At 67.3% G+C, this 22,732-nt stretch carries 22 protein-coding genes; 17 read left to right on the forward strand and 5 right to left on the reverse strand.

The window, feature by feature from the left end; all coding sequences use genetic code 11:
• Window positions 1-19 precede the first annotated feature (19 nt).
• From BLR03_RS04040 to BLR03_RS04060, 5 genes are all read left to right on the forward strand, one after another.
• Complete coding sequence (locus tag BLR03_RS04040; protein WP_091249745.1) at window positions 20-475, forward strand: YlxR family protein; 456 nt, start codon at window positions 20-22, stop codon at window positions 473-475.
• A 152-nt stretch (window positions 476-627) separates the two neighbouring features.
• Window positions 628-3,531, forward strand: coding sequence for a translation initiation factor IF-2 (gene infB, locus BLR03_RS04045; RefSeq protein ID WP_091249749.1), 2,904 nt, complete (start codon window positions 628-630; stop codon window positions 3,529-3,531).
• Window positions 3,532-3,823: 292 nt separating this feature from the next.
• Window positions 3,824-4,333 (forward strand): 30S ribosome-binding factor RbfA, encoded by a 510-nt coding sequence (gene rbfA / locus BLR03_RS04050; protein WP_091249753.1) that lies wholly within the window; start codon window positions 3,824-3,826, stop codon window positions 4,331-4,333.
• A 184-nt stretch (window positions 4,334-4,517) separates the two neighbouring features.
• Window positions 4,518-4,955: a thioredoxin gene (gene trxA / locus BLR03_RS04055; protein ID WP_091249755.1), complete on the forward strand. Its 438-nt coding sequence runs from the start codon at window positions 4,518-4,520 to the stop codon at window positions 4,953-4,955.
• Window positions 4,956-5,033: 78 nt separating this feature from the next.
• Window positions 5,034-5,381 carry a CU044_2847 family protein gene (locus tag BLR03_RS04060; protein WP_091249759.1) on the forward strand — a complete coding sequence of 116 codons (348 nt, stop codon included), beginning with the start codon at window positions 5,034-5,036 and terminating at the stop codon, window positions 5,379-5,381.
• 31 nt (window positions 5,382-5,412) lie between these two features.
• Here BLR03_RS04060 and BLR03_RS04065 read toward each other — a convergent pair whose 3' ends face one another.
• Entirely contained in the window at window positions 5,413-5,622 is a 210-nt protein-coding gene (locus BLR03_RS04065) for a hypothetical protein (protein ID WP_091249763.1), read from the reverse strand.
• A gap of 91 nt (window positions 5,623-5,713) precedes the next feature.
• On the reverse strand, window positions 5,714-6,940 hold the full coding sequence (locus tag BLR03_RS04070) for a pyridoxal phosphate-dependent aminotransferase (RefSeq protein WP_091249765.1): 1,227 nt from the start codon (window positions 6,938-6,940) through the stop codon (window positions 5,714-5,716).
• 108 nt (window positions 6,941-7,048) lie between these two features.
• On the opposite strand from BLR03_RS04070, the gene truB reads away from it, so the two are divergent.
• The 3 genes from truB to BLR03_RS04085 all read left to right on the forward strand — a co-directional run bounded on the left by truB (window position 7,049) and on the right by BLR03_RS04085 (window position 8,875).
• Entirely contained in the window at window positions 7,049-8,014 is a 966-nt protein-coding gene (gene truB, locus BLR03_RS04075; protein ID WP_091249768.1) for a tRNA pseudouridine(55) synthase TruB, read from the forward strand.
• The gene (locus BLR03_RS04080) at window positions 8,014-8,367 is read left to right on the forward strand and encodes a hypothetical protein (RefSeq protein WP_091249769.1); all 354 of its coding nucleotides are present in this window, start codon (window positions 8,014-8,016) and stop codon (window positions 8,365-8,367) included. Before truB ends, BLR03_RS04080 begins: the two co-directional genes overlap by 1 nt.
• Before the next feature lie 73 nt (window positions 8,368-8,440).
• Complete coding sequence (locus BLR03_RS04085) at window positions 8,441-8,875, forward strand: hypothetical protein (protein ID WP_116768809.1); 435 nt, start codon at window positions 8,441-8,443, stop codon at window positions 8,873-8,875.
• Between the two features lie 82 nt (window positions 8,876-8,957).
• Here BLR03_RS04085 and BLR03_RS04090 read toward each other — a convergent pair whose 3' ends face one another.
• Window positions 8,958-9,512 carry an NUDIX domain-containing protein gene (locus BLR03_RS04090; protein ID WP_091249775.1) on the reverse strand — a complete coding sequence of 185 codons (555 nt, stop codon included), beginning with the start codon at window positions 9,510-9,512 and terminating at the stop codon, window positions 8,958-8,960.
• A 574-nt stretch (window positions 9,513-10,086) separates the two neighbouring features.
• On the opposite strand from BLR03_RS04090, the gene BLR03_RS24845 reads away from it, so the two are divergent.
• The 9 genes from BLR03_RS24845 (at window position 10,087) to BLR03_RS24850 (ending at window position 21,238) form a co-directional block, all read left to right on the forward strand.
• Complete coding sequence (locus BLR03_RS24845; protein ID WP_254788146.1) at window positions 10,087-12,063, forward strand: HNH endonuclease signature motif containing protein; 1,977 nt, start codon at window positions 10,087-10,089, stop codon at window positions 12,061-12,063.
• A 271-nt stretch (window positions 12,064-12,334) separates the two neighbouring features.
• A complete protein-coding gene (locus tag BLR03_RS04100; protein WP_091249778.1) occupies window positions 12,335-12,718 on the forward strand; it encodes a hypothetical protein in 384 nt (127 codons plus the stop codon).
• Between the two features lie 202 nt (window positions 12,719-12,920).
• Entirely contained in the window at window positions 12,921-13,904 is a 984-nt protein-coding gene (locus tag BLR03_RS04105) for a bifunctional riboflavin kinase/FAD synthetase (RefSeq protein ID WP_091249781.1), read from the forward strand.
• 114 nt (window positions 13,905-14,018) lie between these two features.
• Window positions 14,019-14,873 (forward strand): tryptophan 2,3-dioxygenase, encoded by an 855-nt coding sequence (gene kynA / locus BLR03_RS04110; RefSeq protein ID WP_091249783.1) that lies wholly within the window; start codon window positions 14,019-14,021, stop codon window positions 14,871-14,873.
• Window positions 14,870-16,135, forward strand: coding sequence for a kynureninase (gene kynU / locus BLR03_RS04115; RefSeq protein ID WP_091249785.1), 1,266 nt, complete (start codon window positions 14,870-14,872; stop codon window positions 16,133-16,135). The genes kynA and kynU overlap by 4 nt, the downstream gene beginning before the upstream one ends.
• Window positions 16,136-16,337: 202 nt before the next feature.
• The gene (rpsO, locus tag BLR03_RS04120; RefSeq protein ID WP_091249788.1) at window positions 16,338-16,607 is read left to right on the forward strand and encodes a 30S ribosomal protein S15; all 270 of its coding nucleotides are present in this window, start codon (window positions 16,338-16,340) and stop codon (window positions 16,605-16,607) included.
• A 246-nt stretch (window positions 16,608-16,853) separates the two neighbouring features.
• Window positions 16,854-19,106 carry a polyribonucleotide nucleotidyltransferase gene (locus BLR03_RS04125; protein WP_091250028.1) on the forward strand — a complete coding sequence of 751 codons (2,253 nt, stop codon included), beginning with the start codon at window positions 16,854-16,856 and terminating at the stop codon, window positions 19,104-19,106.
• A 197-nt stretch (window positions 19,107-19,303) separates the two neighbouring features.
• A complete protein-coding gene (locus BLR03_RS04130; protein ID WP_091249791.1) occupies window positions 19,304-20,647 on the forward strand; it encodes a M16 family metallopeptidase in 1,344 nt (447 codons plus the stop codon).
• Window positions 20,648-20,971: 324 nt separating this feature from the next.
• Window positions 20,972-21,238 carry a hypothetical protein gene (locus BLR03_RS24850; protein ID WP_254788147.1) on the forward strand — a complete coding sequence of 89 codons (267 nt, stop codon included), beginning with the start codon at window positions 20,972-20,974 and terminating at the stop codon, window positions 21,236-21,238.
• 31 nt (window positions 21,239-21,269) lie between these two features.
• On the opposite strand, the gene BLR03_RS04140 is transcribed toward BLR03_RS24850, so the two are convergent.
• Together BLR03_RS04140 and moaA are read right to left on the reverse strand one after the other, a co-directional pair.
• Window positions 21,270-21,536: a MoaD/ThiS family protein gene (locus tag BLR03_RS04140; protein WP_091249794.1), complete on the reverse strand. Its 267-nt coding sequence runs from the start codon at window positions 21,534-21,536 to the stop codon at window positions 21,270-21,272.
• Between the two features lie 7 nt (window positions 21,537-21,543).
• Entirely contained in the window at window positions 21,544-22,683 is a 1,140-nt protein-coding gene (gene moaA, locus BLR03_RS04145) for a GTP 3',8-cyclase MoaA (protein WP_175460405.1), read from the reverse strand.
• Between the last annotated feature and the right edge of the window lie 49 nt (window positions 22,684-22,732).

Genomic DNA, 22,732 nt, shown 5'->3' on the forward strand with positions numbered 1-22,732 from the left:
CGGAGGGGCTAGAATAGACATGACCGCGCCTAACGGCCGGTATCCGTGTGTCTTTGGCGCGTCCGGGTTTTTCCGGATTCCCGGGGGCGCAGATTTTCACCAAACAGATGTACTGGCAGGAAGATACTCGAACGTGGCACATGTGCAACACCTCGGGAATCAGCCGCAGCGCACCTGCATCGGATGCCGACAAAAGGGATCGCGGTCGGAGTTACTCCGGCTCGTCGCCGGCGCCGGCGGTTCGTCCGCCGTCGTGGTGGATGAACGACGCCGGATGGCTGGCCGGGGAGCATGGCTGCACCCCAGCGAGAAGTGCCTGGCACTGGCGGTGAAACGTCGAGCATTCGGCCGCGCCCTCCATGGCGCAGCCGGTACCGCCGACGTCGAACGCCGGATCACTGCCGGCACGCAAGCCGTGGGCACTACGGTGACCGCAGCAACAACCGTCCAACCTGAAAGCGGGTCAGAAAACTGATGGAAACCCGATGAGTTCCCAGCGATGAGTGCGCAACGATGACAACTTTGTTGCGCTCTGCAATGGGCCTTTCAGCTGCATTCGCGGCGGAGGCCCGCAGTAAGAAGTAGACGGTTCGTGCCTGGCTCGGTGCGGACCGAGACAGGAGAAATGTGGCCAAGGTCCGCGTACATGAGCTTGCTAAAGAGCTCGGTATTACTTCCAAAGATGCAGTAACCAAACTGCAGGAACTGGGCGAATTCGTTCGCTCCGCCTCGTCAACTATCGAGGCTCCCGTTGTGCGGAAACTGCGCAACGCTTACCCCGACGCCCCTGCAGCTTCGAAGTCCGAAGCTCCGGCGTCCGCCCCCCAGGCAACTGCCGCCCCGGCAGCGACCCGCCCGGCGCCTGCGCCCGGCCCCGCTGCGCCCAAGGCTGCAGAACCCAAGGCTGAAGCTCCGGCTCCGGCCGCTGCGGCACCTGCCGCCGCGCCCGCCGCTCCGGCTGCCCCCGCCGCCCAGGCTCCGGCAGCCCCGGCCGCCCAGGCCCCGGCTGCTCCCTCGACGGGCGTCAAGCCCGGTGCGCGTCCGGCCCCCAAGGCTGAAACCCCGGCTGCTCCGGCACGCCAGGGCGGTTCCGCACCCCGTCCGGGCGGTCCCCGTCCCGGCAACAACCCCTTTGCCACGTCCCAGGGCATGCCCCGAGGCCGCGGCGGCGATAACGAACGTCCCTCGCGTCCGGGCAACAACCCGTTCGCTCCTTCCCAGGGCATGCCGCGTCCGGGCGGAAGCCGCACCGAGGGCGAACGCCCCGGCGGCCCGCGCCCCGCAGCAGGCGCTGGCGGCCCCCGTCCGGGTGGTCCGCGTCCGGCAGCCGGCGCAGGCGGCCCCCGCCCCGGCGCCCCGCGTCCGGCGGGCGCTCCCGGCGCTGGTCGTCCGGCAGGAGCCGGCGGAAACCGCCCGACTCCGGGCATGATGCCTAACCGCACCGAACGTCCCGCACCCGCAGGTGCAGGCCGTCCCGGTGGCGGCGGCCGTGGTCCGGGCCGTCCGGGTGGCGCTCCGGGTACCGGTGCTCCCGGTGCCGGTGGCGGCGCTCCGGCCGGTGGTGGCTTTGGTAAGGGCGGTCGCGGTCGCGGCGGCACCCAGGGCGCCTTCGGTAAGGGCGGCGCGGGACGCGGCAAGCAGCGCAAGTCGAAGCGTGCCAAGCGTCAGGAACTGGAGCAGATGAGTGCTCCGTCGCTGGGCGGCGTAAGCGTGCCCCGCGGCGACGGCAACACCGTAGTCCGGCTTCGCCGGGGTTCGTCCATCACGGACTTTGCCGACAAGATCGAGGCGAACCCCGCAGCGCTGGTGACCGTTCTGTTCCACCTCGGCGAAATGGCCACGGCCACGCAGTCGCTGGATGAAGAGACGTTCGCCTTGCTGGGTGAGGAACTTGGCTACAAGCTGCAGGTTGTTTCGCCGGAGGACGAGGAGCGCGAGCTGCTCTCCACCTTCGACATCGACTTCGAAGCCGAGCTCGAAGCCGAAGGCGACGAAGACCTCGAGGCACGTCCTCCGGTCGTCACCGTCATGGGTCACGTTGACCACGGTAAGACCCGACTGCTCGATGCCATCCGCAAGTCCGACGTCATGGCGGGCGAGCACGGCGGCATCACGCAGCACATCGGTGCTTACCAGGTCACGCACAACCACGAAGGCCTCGATCGCAAGATCACCTTCATCGATACTCCGGGCCACGAGGCGTTCACCGCCATGCGTGCCCGTGGTGCGAAGGTCACCGACATCGCCATCCTGGTGGTCGCAGCGGACGACGGCGTGATGCCCCAGACCGTTGAAGCCCTCAACCACGCCCAGGCGGCCAACGTGCCGATCGTCGTGGCCGTGAACAAGATCGACAAGGAAGGCGCCAACCCGGACAAGGTCCGCGGCCAGCTGACCGAGTACGGCCTGGTTCCGGAAGAATACGGTGGCGACACCATGTTCGTGGAGGTCTCTGCCCGCCAGAACCTCAACATCGACGAGCTCCTCGGCGCCGTCCTGCTCACCGCAGACGCTGCCCTGGACATGCGCGCCAACCCGAACAAGGACGCCCGCGGTATCGCGATCGAAGCCAACCTGGACAAGGGCCGCGGTTCCGTGGCCACCGTCCTCGTTCAGTCCGGTACGCTGCACGTCGGCGACACCATCGTGGCAGGCACGGCCCACGGCCGCGTCCGTGCGATGTTCGACGACGACGGCAGCGCCCTGACCGAGGCCGGCCCGTCCCGCCCCGTGCAGGTGCTGGGTCTGTCCAACGTCCCGCGTGCCGGTGACACCTTCTTCGTGACCGCTGACGAGCGCACCGCCCGCCAGATCGCCGAGAAGCGTGAAGCCGCTGACCGCAACGCCGCCCTGGCCAAGCGCCGCAAGCGCATCAGCCTGGAAGACTTCGACCAGGCCGTCGCCGAAGGCAAGATCGACACCCTCAACCTCATCCTCAAGGGTGACGTGTCCGGTGCCGTGGAAGCCCTCGAAGACGCGCTGCTCAAGATCGACGTCGGCGAGGGTGTCCAGCTCCGCGTCATCCACCGCGGTGTCGGTGCGATCACGCAGAACGACGTCAACCTGGCAACGGTCGACAGCGCCGTCATCATCGGCTTCAACGTCAAACCCGCCGAGCGTGTTGCCGAACTGGCAGACCGCGAAGGCGTGGACATGCGCTTCTACTCCGTCATCTACGCAGCAATCGATGACATTGAGGCAGCCCTCAAGGGCATGCTCAAGCCGGAGTACGAAGAGGTCCAGCTTGGCACCGCCGAGGTTCGCGAAGTGTTCCGTTCTTCCAAGTTCGGCAACATTGCAGGCTCGATCGTCCGCTCCGGTGTTATCCGGCGCAACGCCAAGGCCCGTATCACCCGCGACGGCAAGATCATCGGCGACAACCTCACCGTTGAGACGCTCAAGCGCTTCAAGGACGACGCCACCGAGGTCCGCACGGACTTCGAGTGTGGTATCGGTCTTGGCTCGTACAACGACATCAACGAAGGTGACATCATCGAGACCTTCGAGATGCGCGAAAAGCCGCGCGTCTAAGGTGTTGCTTCGCGGGTGGGGCCGTCGGAATTTTTCCGGCGGCCCCGCCCCTACGCTGGGCGGCAATGGATCTGCGATCCATTGCCGCCCAGCTTCGGCAGCGGCGTCAGCCTTCCCAATGCTCGCAAGCTCGCATCGGGTCCCTCGGCTGCCGCCTTGGATGCCACCCAGGCCGCCGGAAAAATTCCCACGGGAGTCCGTCGTTGACTCACCGTAGTGCGTGGCAGAAAACTGAAACGAGCGACCCCGCCTAACATGCGTCGTCGTTCATCCAAATCTTTTAGGAGTGGAAATGGCTGATCCCGCACGGGCTGCCAAGTTGGCGCAGCGGATTAAGGTTGTCGTTGCTGAGGCCCTGGGCCGGCGGGTGAAGGATCCTCGGCTTGAGGGCGTCACCGTGACCGACTCGCGGGTGACCAACGACCTGCAGCACGCCACCGTCTACTACACGGTATTCGGTGACGAAGTGGCCCAGGCTGATGCTGCCAAGGGCCTCGAGAAGGCCAAGGGCGTGCTGCGTCAGGAAGTCGGCCGGAACATCACCGTGCGCCTGACTCCGACCCTCGAATTCGTGGCGGACCAGATTCCGGTCAACGCCTCGAACCTTGAGGAGTTGCTCCGGGCGGCGAAGAAGCGCGACGCCGAGGTGGCGGCGCTGGCCGAAGGCGCCAAGCATGCCGGGGACGCCGATCCTTACAAGTCCGACACCCCGGAGGACGTAGAGCTGGATGAGGACGACTTCGATGAAGAGGACCTGGATCTGATCGACAAAGACCAGATCGACGAGGACCGCAACAAGTAGTTCCGCTCTCAACAGCAGTGGCCGGACCCGCAAAGGGTCCGGCCACTGCTGTTTCCGGTGGCGTTCCGGTTTCCTGGTCCCGGCTCCGGGGGCCGGCCGCGGGACCTTTGACTCTACGCCCGTTCGGGGGCGGGGAGTCCCATGGAACCATGACTGCGGGTATGCGGGAAGGCGACGGCGCGTCGTGGAATCCAGCCTGATGAAGTGCCCGCACTGCGGGAAAACCAACCGGATTCCTGCTGCGGCCGCCGGGCATCCGCGCTGCGGCAACTGCCGCCGGGACCTGCCGTGGATTGTCGCGGCGGGCGACGCCGACTTCCCCCTGGTCGCGGAGAAGTCCTCCGTGCCGGCGCTCGTCGACTTCTGGGCAGCCTGGTGCGGGCCGTGCCGCATGGTCAGCCCGGTGCTGGACAAGCTGGCGCTGGAACGGGCCGGGGAGTTCAAGCTCGTGAAGGTCGACGTCGACACCTCTCCGGGGCTGTCCAGGCGGTTTGATATCCAGGCGATTCCAACGTTGCTTGTCATCAAGAACGGTGCGGTGGCAGCCCGCCAGGCGGGAGCGCCGCCGGCCGCGGCCCTCCGCAGCTGGCTCGACGCCGCACTGTCCGCAACCCCGAGGTGACCGTCCGGCCCGCATTACCGGCCTGTACTACCTGGCCGCGTTTTACCGCCCGCACAGCGCGTTGATATGGAGGAAGCAATGACCGAGATCCTGCGTTACGAAGTCGGGTCGGGGACAGTGCTGGTGGAGGTCGAGGACAACAGCTTCGGCGTGGAGCGGCCTTCCCGCAACGAGCAGGGGATCCTAGACGCCGGTCGGCGCCTCGAGGACGCACTCTCGGCAGTCCGGCCGGCGGCCAACGCTGCCGCCGAGGTGATGAAGGAACTTGGTCCGGAACACCTGGAACTCCAGTTCGGGGTGAAGCTCGCGGGCGAGGCCGGAGCCATCATCGCCAAGAACTCCGCCGAAGCGCACTTCGTTATCCGGATGTCCTTCACCAAGACTCCTGTGGCGGCTTTAACGCCGGAGGAAGAGATCATGCTCTGATTCCCCGTCCGTGGGCCGCGGGGTAGCCGGCCTAGCGCCGCCTGGAACGCCCCCGGGCTCCCAGGCCGCCGCCCAGCACGGGAGATCCCATGCCCAGGAGGTAACCGAAGTCATACCAGTTCCCCGCGCGCGCGGAGTTGTAGAAGGGGAACTCATTCCAAAACCCGAAGACATGGGCGATCAGGACGATCCATGCCGTCAGCCCGTTCCAGAAACCCCACAGCAGGTCTTGCCACCACACGATGTACTCCCTTGGCTGGAATCCAGAGCGCCCGGACGAACCAGGACAACCCGAAACAAAGTCGGCCGGGCCGGCTCGGGGCGCCGTGTGCTCAGGCTATGGCGCCGGCAGTTCCGGCGATAGGGTCTGTGGACCCGACAGCTCCGCCGGATGGGCCAGCTGCGGCCCCGCGTGCGGGGAGGCGCCCGAGGCCCTCCACGAGGTCGGCCTGGCTGCCGCAGAGCGCAATGCGGATCCAGCCCTCGCCGATCGAACCAAACGCCGTGCCGGGGGCGAAGGCCACGCCGTGGTCCGCCAGGAAGCGGCGCGTCCACGCCCGGACGTCCCCGCCGCTGACGTGGGAAACATCCGCCCACAGATAGAACGCGCCCTGCGCCGTGAGGTACGGGATGCCATGGGAGTGAAGCACCGCCGAGGCCGCATCGCGGTTGGCCCGGTAGTGGGCGCGCGCGTGGCTGACGTAGTCCTGGGGACCGGTCAGGGCCGCCAGCGCGGCGTACTGCGACGGCGACGCCACGCAGGACACGATCGCCTCCATGACATTGTTCATCTTCTGCTCGAGTCCCGGCGGGCAGATCAGCGCGCCGATGCGGAGCCCCGTCAGCCCATAGGTTTTGGACAGCGTGAGCGAGGCGAACACCCGGGCTTCGCCCGGGACCTCGCTGTCGAACCTGGCCGGGCTGACGTGCGGGACATCGTACGTGAAGGCCTCGTAGCATTCGTCCGAGATGATCCACAGATCGTGCCGCCTGGCCAGCTCCACGAGTCGGCGCGTCAGGTCCTCGCCCAGGACAGCGCCGAGCGGGTTGGACGGGGAATTCAGGATCAGCACTTTAGTCCGCGGCGTGATGAGGGCCTCGATGTCCTCGATCCGCGGCTGGAAGTCGTGCTCCGGGTAGAGCGGGTAGCGGACGGGGACGGCGTGCAGGAGGCTGCTGGTCATCGCGAAGGTCGGGTAGCCAGGGTTGGGAATGAGGATCTCGTCGCCGGGGGAGAGCAGCAGGCTCATGGCAAAGTGCAGGCCCTGCTGGGCGCCGTCGACCACGTAGACGCGGTCCGCGCCGACCGGCGTCGCGTTGTGTTCGCGGAACCGCGCGGCGAATGCCTCGCGCAGGGCCGGGATCCCGGCGTTTGGCGTGTAGTTGGTCTCGTCCCGCTCAAGGCATGCCATTCCGGCTTCGAGGACGTGGCGGGGGACGGCGAAACCTGGCTCGCCGATACTCAGGACGATCGCGCCGGGCGTTCCCCAGGCGGCTTCGGTGATCTCCCGGATCTGGTTGATCGGGACCTCGCGGACATGTGCGGCAAGCTCGGGCATGTCTGCCATCCTAACGGGCGGCGTTCGCGATGGGTGCTTAGGCCGGGCGCCGGTCCGCGGCCGGTCCGTGGGCCGTGGGGCACCGCTGGCCCGCATATACTGGGAGGCGTGCTTTCTGGACTGGTGATAGTGGACAAGCCGCAAGGCTGGACCAGCCACGATGTGGTTGGACGGATGCGGCGTATCGCCGGTACCCGGAAGGTCGGCCATGCCGGGACACTGGATCCGATGGCCACCGGCGTTCTTGTGGTCGGCATCAACAAGGCCACCCGGCTGCTGACTTACATCGTGGGCACGTCCAAGACCTACACCGCCACCATCAGGCTGGGCGAATCCACCGTGACGGACGACGCCGAAGGCGAAGTTACTGCCACCCGCACCACCACCGGGATCACCGAAGACGCCATCCACGCCGGCGTCGCCGCACTGACCGGAGAAATCCAACAGGTTCCCAGCAGCGTCAGCGCCATCAAGGTCAACGGCGAGCGCGCCTACGCGCGGGTCCGTTCCGGTGAAGAGGTCAAGCTGGCAGCCCGGCCCGTGACGATCCACCGCTTTGAGGTCCACGAGATCCGCCGCGTGCGCGCGGGGGAGGCGGCCGGTGAGGCGGTGGATGTGGATGTCACGGTGGAGTGCTCCTCCGGAACCTACATCCGCGCCCTGGCCCGCGATCTCGGCGAGGCTCTCGGCGTCGGGGGTCACCTGACGGCACTCCGGCGGACCCAAGTGGGCCCCTACACGCTTGACCAGGCGCACACCCTCGAAGAACTGGCGGAGACGCTGGACGTCCTGGAGATGTCGGACGCGGCCCGCGCGCTCATGCCGAACCGTGAACTCAGCGAGGCTGAAACCACCGAGATTTCCTTCGGACGCAGGATCGCCGCCGGAACCGCTGCCGGCACGCCGGACGCAGCGACCGCGGACAAACCGGCAGCGGCGTTCGCGCCCGACGGAACACTCGTGGCCCTCCTGGCCGACGCCGGAAGCTACGCGAAGCCGGTGCTGGTCTTTGCTCCGGACAATGAAAAGCACGGCAACGCGATACAGGGCAACGGCAAGCAGGCCGGCCAGTAGTGGACGCGTATTTTTACATCATCCTGGTGGTAGGCCTGCTGTCGACCGTCATCTGCGTGACCGCAGGCCTCCTGAAAAAGGCGCCGAACGACACCACGATCCTGTCGGTGGCCGCCGTCGAGCTTTCCCTCGTGGTCTATCTGGTCGGGTCGATTGTCCGGGTGGCCAGCGGGGAGCCGATCGCGGGGGAGCCGTGGGAGTTCTGGGGCTATATGGCGACGGCGCTGCTGCTCCCGATCGGTGCCGTGTACTGGGCCATTCTGGAGCGGACCCGCTGGAGCAACTTCGTGCTGGCCGCCGTCGGCGTCACCGCCGTGGTGATGGCGGCGCGCATGAACCAGATCTGGTACTGACATGGAAGAGGCAGAAAACGTGAGTGCAAAATCCCCGCAGGACGGAACCGGCACCCCGGAGGTGTCCTCCCGGATGACCGGGCAGGCGGACGCTGCACCGGCGTCGACCGATACCCGCAACACCGGACCCGGCCGCCTGCTGATTGCCGTCTACGCCGTCTTCGCGATATCTGCAACGGCCCGGGCCGGCTACCAGATTCTGACGAAGTTCTCCGAGGCGCCCCTGGCGTACCTGTTGTCCGCGTTCGCCGCGGTGGTCTACGTGGTGGCGACGGTGTCCCTCGCGAGGCCGGGCCGCACCGCCTTCAAAGTCTCCGTGGTCGCGGTTCTGGTGGAACTCGTCGGTGTCTTGGTAGTGGGGGCACTGAGCGTGTTCGACTCGGTGAACTTCCCGCACGAGACAGTCTGGTCCTTGTTCGGCCGCGGCTACGGGTTTATCCCGCTCCTGCTGCCGATCTTGGGGCTCATCTGGCTGTACCGGCGGCGGCCTGCTGCTCGGAAGGCTTAAAGCGGGCTGCGTCCCGGGCGGATTGGGCCGGCCGCCGTTTCCCGGCGTGGCACGTCACGCGTTGATGAGCGCGGACCGTACGTTACGCCCGGAGGGTGATGCGCGGATCCTCCGCGAGCCGGCTTCGCAGCCCGGGCCAGGCCGCCGCAAAGCCGGGGTGCAGCTCCTTGCCGGCGACGGCGTCAATCCCCACCCATTGCAGTTCGAGGCTTTCCGGATCACTGATCTTGGCCTCGAAGGGCTGCAGCGCTTCGGCAACGACCGTGGTGTAGGTCCAATAACCGACGTCGAACACCGACGTGAAGAGGACGCGGACGTTCTCCGGGGGCACGGCCGCTTCTTCCTGGGCTTCCCGCAAAGCCCCGTGGATGGCCTCTTCCCCTTGGTGCAGCGCGCCGCCGGGGAGCCCCCAGGTGCCGCCCTGATCGCTCCAAAGGGCGCGGTGCTGGAGCAGGACGCCCTTGGCGGGGTCGTGGACCAGGAGCCCGGCGGAACCGAACCGTCCCCAGAACCGGCCGCGGTCGCCCTCCACCCAGGCGTCACCCGGATCGCGGGGACCCAAGGGGCGGCGAGGCTCGCCAGATACGGGCCCTAAGAATGGTGAATCCCCGGGTTGGGGTACGACTGTGCTGTCCATCCCTCCAGCTTGCCACGTGCCGGTTCGTAGGAGCGTGGGAAGCGTACGCAGTATTACGGGCAGTTGGTGAGGGTGGCGCTGGGTTCCGCTGCTGGTTCGGGCGGCTGGATGCTGCTGGGTGAGTGCTGAGGGTGGGTGCTCGGCCCACGGCACAGGTGGGTGTTCACTGACACGGGCGTGGGGATCGTGGATGACAGCCCGCGGTTCTGCGCTTGTCCTGAGGATCTCGGACCGAAGGCGTTGGCGCGAAGATCCTCCAGCAATCCTTGCGGCACCCGCTGGCCAACTCTTTGCTGAACCCCTCGACCACGCTCCGTAGCCAAATCCCTTGCAGGGCGTCAGCAAGACGCGGCAGCAAATCAGTCAATACTGTCGGACCCCTCTGGGATCGTTGAGACATGAAAGCCGTCGGAGCGTTCATCCCGGAGCGGGCCCCGTGGGCCGGCCCGGTCGCGTCCCCGCGGCGTTCCTGCCTGGCAGGCGTTGGTAGCCCGGGTGGCAGCCGGATGTGGCGTCTCGTTGCGGCCGCACCGGTTCGGTCTTTTTTGTCGGACCCCTCTGGGATCGTTGAGACATGAAAGCCGTTGGAGCGTTCATCCCGGAGCGGGCCCCGTGGGCCGGCCCGGGCGCGTCCCCGCGGCGTTCCTGCGTGGCCGCTGCGGCCGGGGCGCTTGAAGCATCACACATCGGTGGCGCAGGCCATGCCGGGAACGGTGCTTTGGGTGGCGCCGCGAATGCTGCCGTGGACGGCGGCGTTGGCGGCGCGGTGGATTCGGCGTTGGCGTTACTGCGGTCCGCGGCCCCGGCCGCGGGTGCTGAGGCGGCCCGGTTCTCCCTGGTCGAAGCCGCGGACTTCGCCGGCCGTGTGGAGGAATTCTCCCGGACGGTCGAATACTTCCAGCTCATCGCCGCCGCCGCGGTGGACCGGACCCGCAAACAGACAGCCTGGACCCGGCCGGCGCCGGCGGGATGGGAAGCCGAAGCAGAGGCTCAGGCGGGCTGGCTCACGGGCTGGACACAAAACACCAGCACCGACACCGACACCGGATCTGAGGCCGGCGCCGGGGCCGGGTCCGACGGCGGCGGTGGGGCCGGATCTGAGGTTCGGGCCGAGGCCGGCGGCTGGACGGCATTTGGCAGGAGCGGCGGGCCGGCCGACGTGTGCGCCGCGGCCGACGACGGCTACAAGAACACCACCGAGTTCCTGCGGGCACGGCTGCGGATCAGCGCCCCCGAAGCCCGGCGCCGGCTGACCCAGGCCGCGGACCTGTTGCCCCGCCAGGGACTCACCGGAGCACCGGTGCCGGCCGTGCACGAGGAACTCGGCGCCGCCGTCGCCGCCGGGGAGATCGCGTCCCGGACCGCGACCATCATCACCACCGCCATGGACCGGGTCCGGCACCTGTGCCCGCCCGGGACCGCCGCCGCGATGGAACACGCCCTGACCCTGACCGCGATCGAGAACGACCCCGATTTCCTGACCCGGATCGCCCGGCGCTGGACCGACGCCCTGGACCAGGACGGCGCCGAACCCTCCGAGGAAGCCCTCCGCCGGCTCCAGGGCGCCTTCATCCGCAAACCCCGCCACGGCCTGCACCACCTGGAAATCTTCGCCACCACCGACCAGTTCGAACACCTCATCACCGCGATGAACACCGCCACCAACCCCCGCACCAGCGCAGGAACCGTTCCCGGCCCGGACCCAACAGCCGACCCCGGCACAGGCGACGGAGCTGCTACCGACACGGCTGCGGACGGCGCCGGACGAGCCGGCGGGGTTTGCGGGGAAACGGACGGCTCGGTCACTGACGCGGACGCGGTCGGGGGGATCCATGACGGCAGCGGACTCGCCGCCGGTACGGCCGCCTGGTCTAATGCGGCCGTAAGCGGTGCGGCCGGTGCGGCGGACGCGGCCGACGTCCTGGACCGCCGCTCGCGGCCGCAACGGCTGCTCGACGGCCTGGTCGGCGCCTGCGACGCCGCCCTCGCCGCAGGGGCCCTGCCCGCCGCCGGCGGGCTCCGGCCCCAGGTCATGGCCACCATCGACTACCGGGACCTCCTCGGCCGCCTCGAGCAGACCGGCACCCCCAACGACCCCGCCGGCACCCCCGGCCCGGGCACGGGATCACTGATGTTCACCGGACCCGTCACGGCCTCCACCATCCGCAAACTCGCCTGCGACGCCGACATCATCCCCGTCCTGCTCGGCACCGAAGGCCGGATCCTGGACATCGGACGCACCTCACGGATCTTCCCGCCCCACCTCCGCAAAGCCCTCACCGCCCGGGACCAGGGCTGCGCCTTCCCGCAGTGCACCATCCCAGCACCCTGGTGCGAAGCCCACCACATCACGTACTGGTCCCGCGGCGGGTCCACAAGCACGGACAACGGAACCCTGCTGTGCTCCCACCACCACCATCTGATCCACAAGGAACAGTGGACGATCCAGATGCGCAGCGGCATCCCCTGGTTCATCCCGCCACCCCACGTCGACCCCCGCCAAACACCCCGACGCAACAAACACTTCCGCCCCGATATGCCCCGGCAGTGAAGCCCCGGCAGTGAATGCGTCACCCGAGCGAGTCACCCTGCGCCGGGACGATTCAAAGCGGAGCGGGCGGGATCGGAGGCCAGTCGGGACTTGGAAGCCGGGCTGGAGACCGGACAGAAGTCCGCAGACCAAACGTCGGCCCGGGGGAGCTCGCCGCGCGTTGTCGTCTTCCGGCGGCCCAGGGAATTGGAAACGTGGCTGGCGGAAGAAGCCGCGGCCCGGGCCGAAAGCCTCTGAGTCACAACGGCCGATTCGTGCCTAGGGTGGAGGCATGGACCAACGCCGTCTGCTGCTGCGGGCAGTGAAGTCGTTCCACACCATCGCCTGGTTCAGCATCGAGGCCTGCATGGCCTACGTTCTCTATACCGGCATCAGGGGCCGCACCGACCGGAAGACGGGCGCTGCCGCCGCCGTGGTCGCCGGCGAGACGCTGATCTTCGCCGCGAACGGCTTCCACTGTCCGCTGACCGCCGTCGCGCGGGACCTCGGCGACGGCAAAGGCTCGGTCACGGATATCTACCTGCCGCATTGGTTCGCACGAAACCTGCCCGGGATCCACGTCCCGCTCATCCTCGCTGCCGCACTGCTGCACTGGCGGAACTGGCGCATCCACGCGGTCCGGGACAGCCAGCGCAGGCTCCTGCTGGGGCGATAGACCCCACCCGCACTGACGCCGTCGCCGCGCCGCCTTTGAATCGGATTCCCGCCGAACGGCTCACCGGTCGTGCCCGGGAGGCTGCCCCGGAAGCCGCGTGCGCCGTCCGGAGGCTGCCCGGATTGCGGGTAATCTTAGAGAGTTCCGGAGCCGGCACGGTCCCTCCGGAAGAGTTCATGGCAGGCAGCAAAAGGCGAGGTTGATGGTCCACATCTGGAACGATCTGTCCGAAGTCCCGTCGGACTTTGGTCCTTCGGTTGTCACGTTCGGCAATTTCGACGGCGTGCACCGCGGGCACCAGCAGGTGCTGTCGCAGCTCATCCGCACCGCCCGCTTGAACCACGCCCGCGCCGTCGCGATCACCTTCGATCCGCACCCCGCGCAGGTGCACCGTCCGGAATCGGCTCCCGAGCTGATCATGGGGCTGGAGGACAAGCTCGTGGCACTGGGTGAGCTCGGCCTCGATGCCGTGCTGGTGATGAAGTACTCGCTGGAGCTCGCCAGCCACACACCTGAAGAATTTGTCTCCACGGTCCTCGTGGACGCCCTGAAGGCCAGCCACGTGGTGATCGGCCACGATGCCCGGTTCGGCCGCGGCAATTCCGGCGACCTCTCCACCATGCAGGAACTGGGTAAGAAGTTTGGCTTCGAGGTGCTGGTCATCAGCGAGTTCGGCTCTGAAGGCTTCCCCATCCACGACGACGCCGGCACGGACCGCCGCTGTTCGTCCACGTGGGTGCGCGAGGCCCTCCGCGCCGGCGACGTTGCCACCGCCGCTGCGGTGCTGGGGAGACCGCACCGGATGCGCGGCGAGGTGGTGCACGGTGCCGCACGCGGCCGGGATCTTGGCTTCCCCACGGCGAACCTGGCGTCGACGGCGAGCGGGTACATTCCCGCGGACGGCATCTACGCCGGCTGGCTCGTGGACCAGGCCGGGACCCGTTGGCCTGCGGCCATCTCCGTGGGCTCCAACCCCACGTTCGACGGCGTGAGCCGTCAGGTAGAAGCCCACGTGATCGACCGCCCGGAGGAGTCCGTAGAAGACTTCGATCTGTACGACCAGACAGTTGTGGTGGAATTCGTCTCCAGGCTGCGCGGCATGGTGGCGTACCGTGGGCCTGAGGCATTGGTGGAGCAGATGCGTCTGGACGTCGTCCAGGCCCATGACATCCTGTTCGCCCGCTGACTGTTCGCCCGCTGACAAGGGGGCCGGGCCCGCGTCCAACCCCGCGCCGACGGCCTTCTGACTCACTGGAGCCGCGCGCTGAATCACAGCCAGGCGGCAAGGAAGGCAAGAGACGTGACCATCGAGAAGAACACGAGGGAGCTGGACAGGGACATCGTCCGCGACTTCAGCACGCGGATGAGCTACGCATCCTATCTGCAGTTGCCCACCCTGCTCAGCGCCCAGCAGCCGGTCAGCACCCCGGAACACCACGACGAGATGCTGTTCATCATCCAGCACCAGACCACGGAGCTGTGGCTGAAGCTGGTGCTGCACGAGCTTCGCAGCGCCGCCGCCTGGCTGCGTTCTGACGACCTCGGCTCCGCCCTCAAGGCGATCGCCCGCGTCAAGCACATCCAGAAGACCCTTACCGAGCAGTGGTCGGTGCTGGCCACCCTCACGCCCACCGAGTACTCGCAGTTCCGCGGATTCCTCGGCAACTCGTCCGGGTTCCAGTCCAGCCAGTACCGGGCGGTCGAGTTCCTCCTCGGCAACAAGAACGCCAAGATGCTTCCGGTCTTCGAATCGGACCCCGAGGCCCACGAAATGCTGCGCGAACTGCTCGACGCCCCCAGCATCTACGACGACTTCCTGGCGTATCTCAAACGCCAGGGCTTCGACGTCCCGGCCTCCGTGCTGGAACGCGACGTCACCAAGGCCCACGAGTTCTGCCCCGAATTGGTCCCGGTCTTCAAGTACATCTACGAGAACGCCGCCGACAACTGGGGCGCCTATGAGGCCTGCGAGGAACTCGTGGACCTCGAGGACAACTTCCAGCTCTGGCGCTTCCGCCACCTGCGCACCGTCCAGCGCACCATCGGCATGAAGGCCGGCACCGGCGGATCCAGCGGGGCCGCGTTCCTGCAGAAGGCCCTGGAACTGACCTTCTTCCCGGAGCTCTTCGCAGTGCGGACGGAGATCGGCCAGTGAACGCGATCAATGCGGAGCCCGCAGGCAACAGCACCGATGCCCTGTGGCAGCGCGCCCGCAACCTCGACGCCGCGGATCCGCTCGCAAACTACCGGGAACACTTCGTCGGCACGGACACCGACCTGTCCTACCTTGACGGGAACTCGCTCGGACGGCCGCTCAAACGGACCATCACCGACATCAGCAGCTTCATCCAGGACAGCTGGGGCGGCCGCCTGATCCGGGGCTGGGATGAGGAGTGGCTCGAACTGCCCCAGGCCATCGGCGACCAGCTCGGCCGCGCGGTGCTTGGTGCGGCGCCCGGACAGACGATCATTGCCGACTCCACCACCGTGGTGCTGTACAAATTGATCCGCGCCGCCCTGGCCGCCGTCACAGATCCGGCCCGGACCGAAATCGTCCTGGACACGGACAATTTCCCCACCGACCGCTATCTGGTGGAGGGAATCGCCCGCGAACAAGGCCTGACCCTGCGCTGGATCGATGCCGATCCCGCCTCCGGCGTCACCGTCGAGCAGGTGCGGGCCGCGACGGGCCCGGCCACCGGCGTCGTGGTCCTGAGTCAGATCGCCTACCGTTCCGGTTTCCTCGCCGACCTTCCGGCCGTCACCGCCGCAATCCACGACGCCGGCGCCCTGGTGGTGTGGGACCTTTGCCACTCCGCCGGATCGGTGGAGATCGCATTGGACGACGCCGACGTCGACTTCGCGGCAGGCTGCACCTACAAGTACCTGAACGGGGGACCGGGTTCGCCCGCGTTCGCCTACGTCAACGACCGGCACCTGGCCGGGCTTCAGCAACCGATCTGGGGCTGGATGGGACGCAAAGACGCGTTCGAAATGGGTCCCGGCTACGAGGCCGCTCCCGGCATCCGCGGCTTCCTCAGCGGCACGCCGGCCATCTTCGGGATGCTCGCCATGCGCGGCACGCTGGACCTGATCGAGGAAGTGGGCATGGCCGCGCTCCGCGAGAAGTCACGGGTGCTGACGGCCTTCGCCCTCGAACTCTACGACGCCTGGCTGGCACCGGCCGGCGTGCAGTTGTCCACCCCGCGGGACCCCGAACTGCGCGGCAGCCACGTGACGATCGACCACCCTGCCTTCCGTGAAATGACGGCCGCCTTATGGGATCAGGATGTGATTCCCGATTTCCGTGCCCCGCAGGGCATCAGGATCGGTCTGTCTCCGCTCAGCACCTCCTTTGAGGAGCTGTACCGCGGCGTCGCTGCCATCCGGGAGCTGCTTTCGGGCTCGGAGAACTGAGCCCCTTCGCCGGCTGGCGCGGTAGGCGGTTTCGACAAGATCGCGGACGTGCCACTAAACTGAACGTTGGATCCGGCTGCAGTCCGTGGCGGCTGGTTCCTGTTGTGTACGGGATACCTGGCTTCGGCAGGGTGTTCCGGGACGGCACCCCCGGCAGTGAAGTACTGTTTTCGGGCCTCACGGCACATCTCTAGGAGTTAACGTGGCACTTGAAGCCGCTGTAAAGCAGTCCATCATCAAGGAATTCGCAACGTCCGAGGGCGACACCGGTTCGCCGGAGGTCCAGGTTGCAGTCCTGACTCAGCGGATCAAGGATCTCACTGAGCACATGAAGGTGCACAAGCACGACTACCACACCCAGCGCGGTCTGCTGGCCATGGTTGGTCGTCGCAAGCGCATGCTCACCTACCTCAAGAACACTGACATCACCCGCTACCGTCAGCTCATCGAGCGCCTCGGCCTGCGTCGCTAGTCAGCTTTAAGGGGCGGCCCCTTCCGGACCGGAAAGGGCCGCCTTCTTCAGGACAAAATTAAACAGGAGGATCAACCGCATCACGCATTCGCGGTCCTCGGTAGTGATTCCCGGGAACGGCTTCAAGGATTGAAGCCCGGCCCGTGGGTCTCGATCGATGACCGGGTGCAGTGCAGGCCAGTAGACAGATGCTGGGCTGGGTTGATGCGGCTGGGCTCCGTGAACCATGAAACGGAGGTGACTCTCTTGGAGGGTCCCGAAATCCAGTTCTCAGAAGCAGTCATTGACAATGGCCGCTTCGGCAAGCGTGTAATCCGCTTCGAAACCGGCCGTCTTGCCAAGCAGGCCGCCGGCGCAGCGATGGTCTACATCGACGAAGAGACCGCACTGCTGTCCGCCACCACCGCCGGCAAGCACCCGCGTGAAGGCTTCGACTTCTTCCCGCTGACGGTCGACGTCGAAGAGCGCATGTACGCTGCCGGCCGTATCCCGGGCTCGTTCTTCCGCCGCGAAGGCCGCCCTTCCACGGAAGCCATCCTGGCCTGCCGCCTCATGGACCGCCCGCTGCGCCCCGCATTCGTCAAGGGCCTGCGGAACGAGGTCCAGATCGTCGTCACCGTGCTGTCCATCAACCCGGACGAGCTCTACGACGTCGTAGCCATCAACGCTTCCTCGATGTCCACCCAGCTTTCCGGCCTGCCCTTCTCCGGCCCGATCGGCGGCGTCCGCGTTGCCCTCGTCGCCGACGAGCACGGCTCGCAGTGGGTTGCGTTCCCGAAGCACTCCCAGCTCGAGAACGCCGTCTTCAACATGGTCGTTGCCGGCCGCATTGCTGGCGATGACGTCGCCATCATGATGGTTGAAGCCGAAGCCACCGACAACTCCTGGAACCTCATCAAGGAACAGGGCGCCACCGCCCCGACCGAAGAGGTTGTCTCCGAGGGCCTCGAGGCCGCCAAGCCGTTCATCAAGGCCCTCTGCGAAGCACAGTCCGACCTGGCAGCCCGCGCCGCCAAGCCGACCGTCGAGTTCCCGGTCTTCCTGGACTACCAGGACGACGTCTACGCCGCCGTCGAGTCCGCTGCCGCCGAGAAGCTGGCCGCCGTCTTCCAGATCGCCGACAAGCAGGAACGCGACACCGCCTCTGACGAGCTCAAGGACGAGGTCACCTCTTCCCTGGCCGGCCAGTTCGAAGGCCGTGAGAAGGAGCTGTCCGCAGCCTTCCGCTCCGTCACCAAGCAGGTTGTGCGCCAGCGCATCCTCAAGGACCAGATCCGCATCGACGGCCGCGGCCTGACGGACATCCGCCAGCTCACCGCCGAGGTTGAGGTCCTGCCCCGCGTTCACGGCTCGGCCATCTTCGAGCGCGGCGAGACCCAGATCCTGGGTGTCACCACGCTGAACATGCTCAAGATGGAACAGCAGATCGACTCGCTGTCTCCCGTGACGCGCAAGCGCTACATGCACAACTACAACTTCCCGCCGTACTCCACCGGCGAGACCGGCCGCGTCGGTTCCCCGAAGCGCCGGGAAATCGGTCACGGAGCCCTCGCAGAACGCGCCATCATGCCGGTGCTGCCTTCCCGCGAGGAATTCCCCTACGCCATCCGCCAGGTGTCTGAGGCCCTCAGCTCCAACGGTTCGACGTCGATGGGTTCCGTCTGCGCGTCCACGCTGTCCCTGCTCAACGCAGGTGTGCCGCTGAAGGCCGCTGTTGCCGGTATCGCCATGGGCCTGGTCTCCGACCAGGTTGACGGTCAGACCCGCTACGCCGCCCTGACCGATATCCTCGGCGCCGAAGATGCCTTCGGCGACATGGACTTCAAGGTTGCCGGTACCTCCGAGTTCGTCACGGCCATCCAGCTGGACACGAAGCTCGACGGCATCCCGGCCTCCGTCCTGGCAGCCGCCCTGAAGCAGGCCCGCGAAGCCCGCCTGCACATCCTGGACGTCCTGAACTCCGCGATCGACACCCCGGACGAGCTCTCCGAGTTCGCGCCGCGCGTCATCGCGGTCAAGATCCCGGTAGACAAGATCGGCGAGGTCATCGGCCCGAAGGGCAAGATGATCAACCAGATCCAGGAAGACACCGGAGCCGACATCTCGATCGAGGACGACGGAACTGTCTACATCGGCGCCACGAACGGCCCGTCTGCCGACGCAGCACGGTCCGCGATCAACGCCATCGCCAACCCGCAGATCCCGGAAATCGGTGAGCGCTACCTGGGTACGGTCGTCAAGACCACCACCTTCGGTGCCTTCGTTTCCCTGACCCCGGGCAAGGACGGTCTGCTGCACATCTCCGAGCTGCGCAAGATCGCCGGCGGCAAGCGCGTGGACAACGTCGAGGACGTCGTCTCCGTCGGCCAGAAGATCCAGGTGGAAATCACCAAGATCGACGACCGCGGCAAGCTCTCCCTGTCGCCCGTTGTGGCCGACGAGGCAGGCTCCGAGGACGCAGAGAGCGCTGAGGTCTCCGCGGACGCCGCAGCAGAGTAGTCTCTCCTGACCAAACGGCGGGGCCGGTGGATCATCCACCGGCCCCGCCGTTTGTTAAAGCCCTCGTAGAAGCCCTCGTAGGTGTCCCTGCAGATGTTCCTGCTTATGTCCAGGGGGCAGCCGCCGGGGGAGTGGCCCGCTGGTACGATGGCAGGCAGATTTGACGCATTATTTTGATGGTTTATGGAAAGGCCTTGATGACAGTCGTCCCCCTGCCGCTTGAGCAGAATCAGCACGCAGACACCCTGATCCACGGAGCCGACGGCGGTTCCGAGGTTCGCCGCTCGGTCCTTCCCGGCGGCGTCCGCGTGCTGACCGAAGCCATGCCCGGCCAGCGGTCGGCAACCATCGGTTTTTGGGTCGGTGTGGGCTCACGCGACGAGGCGCCCGGGCAGCACGGCTCCACCCACTTCCTGGAACACCTGCTGTTCAAAGGCACCAAGCGCCGGACCGCACTGGAAATCGCCTCGGCCTTCGACGAGGTCGGCGGGGAATCGAACGCCGCCACCGCGAAGGAAAGCACCTGCTACTTCGCCCGCGTCCTGGACACCGACCTCCCCATGGCGATCGATGTCATCGCCGACATGATCACCGGGGCCGTCCTGGACCCGCAGGAGATGGAGCAGGAACGCGACGTCATCCTTGAGGAGATCGCAATGGACAGCGACGACCCCACGGACGTCGCGCATGAGCACTTTGTCGCCGCCGTCCTCGGATCCCACCCTCTCGGCCGCCCGATCGGCGGCACCCCGGCTGCCATCCGCGCCGTGGCCCGCGACTCGGTGTGGGACCACTACCGCCGTTACTACCGTCCCGACGAGCTCGTGGTCACCGCCGCCGGCGGCCTGGACCACGACGTCGTCTGCGGGCTTGTGGTGGATGCCCTGCACTCCGCCGGCTGGAGCCTTGAGCCCGCTGCCGCTCCCGTGCAGCGCCGCTCCACCGAGCGTGCGGACATCACCGGCACCGCCGGCCTGCACGTCGTCAAGCGTCCCGTGGAACAGGCCAACATCATCATGGGCTGCCCGTCGCTGGTCGCCACAGACGACCGCCGCTTCGTCATGAGCGTGCTCAACGCTGTCCTTGGCGGCGGCATGTCGTCCCGGCTCTTCCAGGAGGTCCGCGAGAAGCGCGGACTCGTCTACTCCACCTACTCTTTCGCCTCCTCGTACGCCGACGCCGGCTATTTCGGCATGTATGCCGGCTGCACGCCGTCGAAGGTCCGGCAGGTTGTCGAGCTGCTCGGCGCCGAACTGGACAAGCTGGCCGCGGACGGCATCTCCGACGAGGAACTCCGCAAGGCAGTGGGACAGCTGTGCGGCGGCATCGTGCTGGCACTGGAGGACACCGGTTCCCGGATGTCCCGGCTGGGCCGCGCGGAGCTGGTGTCCGGCGAGTACCAGGACATCGACGAGACCCTGCGCCAGATCAAGGCCGTCACCGCGGCGGAAGTCCAGGAGCTCGCCCGTCAGCTCGCGGCCGCCCCGCGGACCGTCACGGTGGTGGGTCCGTTTGAGGAAACCGAGACCTTCGGGCTCTAGCTTTGGAATCGCCGGTCTTTACACCGGCGCAGGCACGGCGTGATGATGGTGGCGGGGTCACTCGGGAGGAACTCCACTCGGGCGGAACTCCACTTGGGAGGAACTGTGGACCGGCCACTGCCAGGCAGTGCATGCGCGGCGCTAGAGCCTTTCCTGGGCCGGTGGACGGGGACCACACACTGGGAGGCCACCGCGTGGGGACCGGCGCGCAGCGCGGAATCCGAGATCGTCTTCTCTCCGGCGGCCGCCGGGCTGGCTGTGACACAGAGCTACCGCCACACGGATGAAGACGGATCCCGCTCCGAAGGCCATGGTGTCTTCACAATGGACCCGGATCGCCCTGACACCTTCTGGTACCACGTCAACAGCATGGGGCTGCCGCCCGAGGCGCCCGCCCGCGCGAGCTGGGAAGCCGGCACCCTGACCGTGGAACGGCGCAGCGACCGCGGCACCGCCCGGCACACCTTCCGGGTGGACGACGGCGTCCTGACGCACGCCGCCGGGCTCCGCCTGGGCAAGGCGAGCGAGTTCACCCCCTTCATGACCACCGTCTGCCGTCGCGTCCCCGAAGGCGCCTCCATCCCGGCCTGAGGTTTGCCGATACGCCGGGCCGTGCTGCGCCTTAGCCGCCGGCGAACGGCGGCAGCACATCCACGACGTCGGCCTGCTTGAGCGTCTTTGCATGGTCACGCACGGCCACCTCGTTGAGCAGGAAGCTGGAACGGGATAGGATGCGTGCCAGCGGCGGCGTACCGGCCGGCGGCTCGGGGCGGTCGACGGCGAGGATCGCCTCAAGCAGCGAGGCGAGGGTGTCGCCGTCGGCGAGGTCGAAGCGTTCTTCATCCACGCCGGCGGCAGCGCGCGCGGCAGCGAAGTAGCGTACGTTCACGAGAAAGTCAGCCTCCGATGGCGCTCATGCTGCGGTCCGGCTGGACAAAGTCGGGGGCGTCCAGCCCCACATGGTCCATGCCGTGGGCCTTGGGCTTGATCCACATGGCATCCTGCCAGCGTTCGGCCAGTTGTTCGTCGCTTGCCCCCTCGCGCAGCAGCCCCAGCAGGTCCACTTCCTTGCGCGAGAACAGGCAGCTCATGATCTTGCCTTCGGCAGTGATGCGCGTGCGGCGGCAGTCCGAGCAGAATGGCTCCGTAACGGAGGCGATGATGCCCACGGTACCAAGCACGGGGCCGGTGGCCTCGCCGGTGCCGGGAACGCGTGCGCGAACTTCGAACCGTTCCGCCGGGGCGCCGTCGCGGTCCCGCGGGTCGGAACTGAGCACGTAGTCGGTGGAGAGCAGCCCGCGGATCTCCGCAGCGGTGATCATGTTCCGGCGGGTCCAGCCGTGGTCCGCATCCAGCGGCATCTGCTCGATGAAGCGCAACTCATAGCCGCGGTCCAGCGCCCAGGCCAGCAACGCCGGCGACTCGGCGTCGTTGATGCCGCGCATGAGCACGGCGTTGAGCTTAACCGGACCCAAGCCCGCAGCCCAGGCGGCGTCCACGCCGGCGAGGACCTTGTCCAGGAAGGGGCGGCGGGTCAGCTTGGCGAAGGTTTCCTCGTGCAGGGAATCGAGGGAGACGTTGATCCGGGAGAGTCCCGCGGCCTTGAGCCCGGCGGCCTTCTTGTCCAGGCCGACGGCGTTGGTCGTCATGGAGATCGGCAGCTCGGGGTGGGCCCGGCGGAGCGCGGAGATGATGTCCAACAGATCCGCGCGCACCAGCGGCTCGCCGCCGGTCAGCCGGAGTTCGCGCACGCCCAGCATGTCGACGCCGATCCGCACAATCCGCACGATCTCCTCGGCGGACATCACCGCCTGCTTGGACAGCCACTCCAGGCCCTCGGCCGGCATGCAGTACGTGCAGCGCAGGTTGCACTTGTCCGTCAGCGATAAGCGCATGTCCGTGGCGCGGCGGCCGTAACGATCGACGAGCCCGGCAGGCAGGCCGTGCGGGCGCCCGGACATCGCGGCTGCGGCAGGCGCGCCTGTTCCGGGACTGCCTGCCTCGCGGGGCTGGGGCATACCCAGTTGAACTGTCATAGAGTCAGGCTACGCCACCCCGCGGCAGACGTCACAGCCGCGTGACCGC

Source organism: Arthrobacter sp. ok909, from assembly GCF_900104405.1.
Lineage (GTDB): Bacteria > Actinomycetota > Actinomycetes > Actinomycetales > Micrococcaceae > Arthrobacter > Arthrobacter humicola.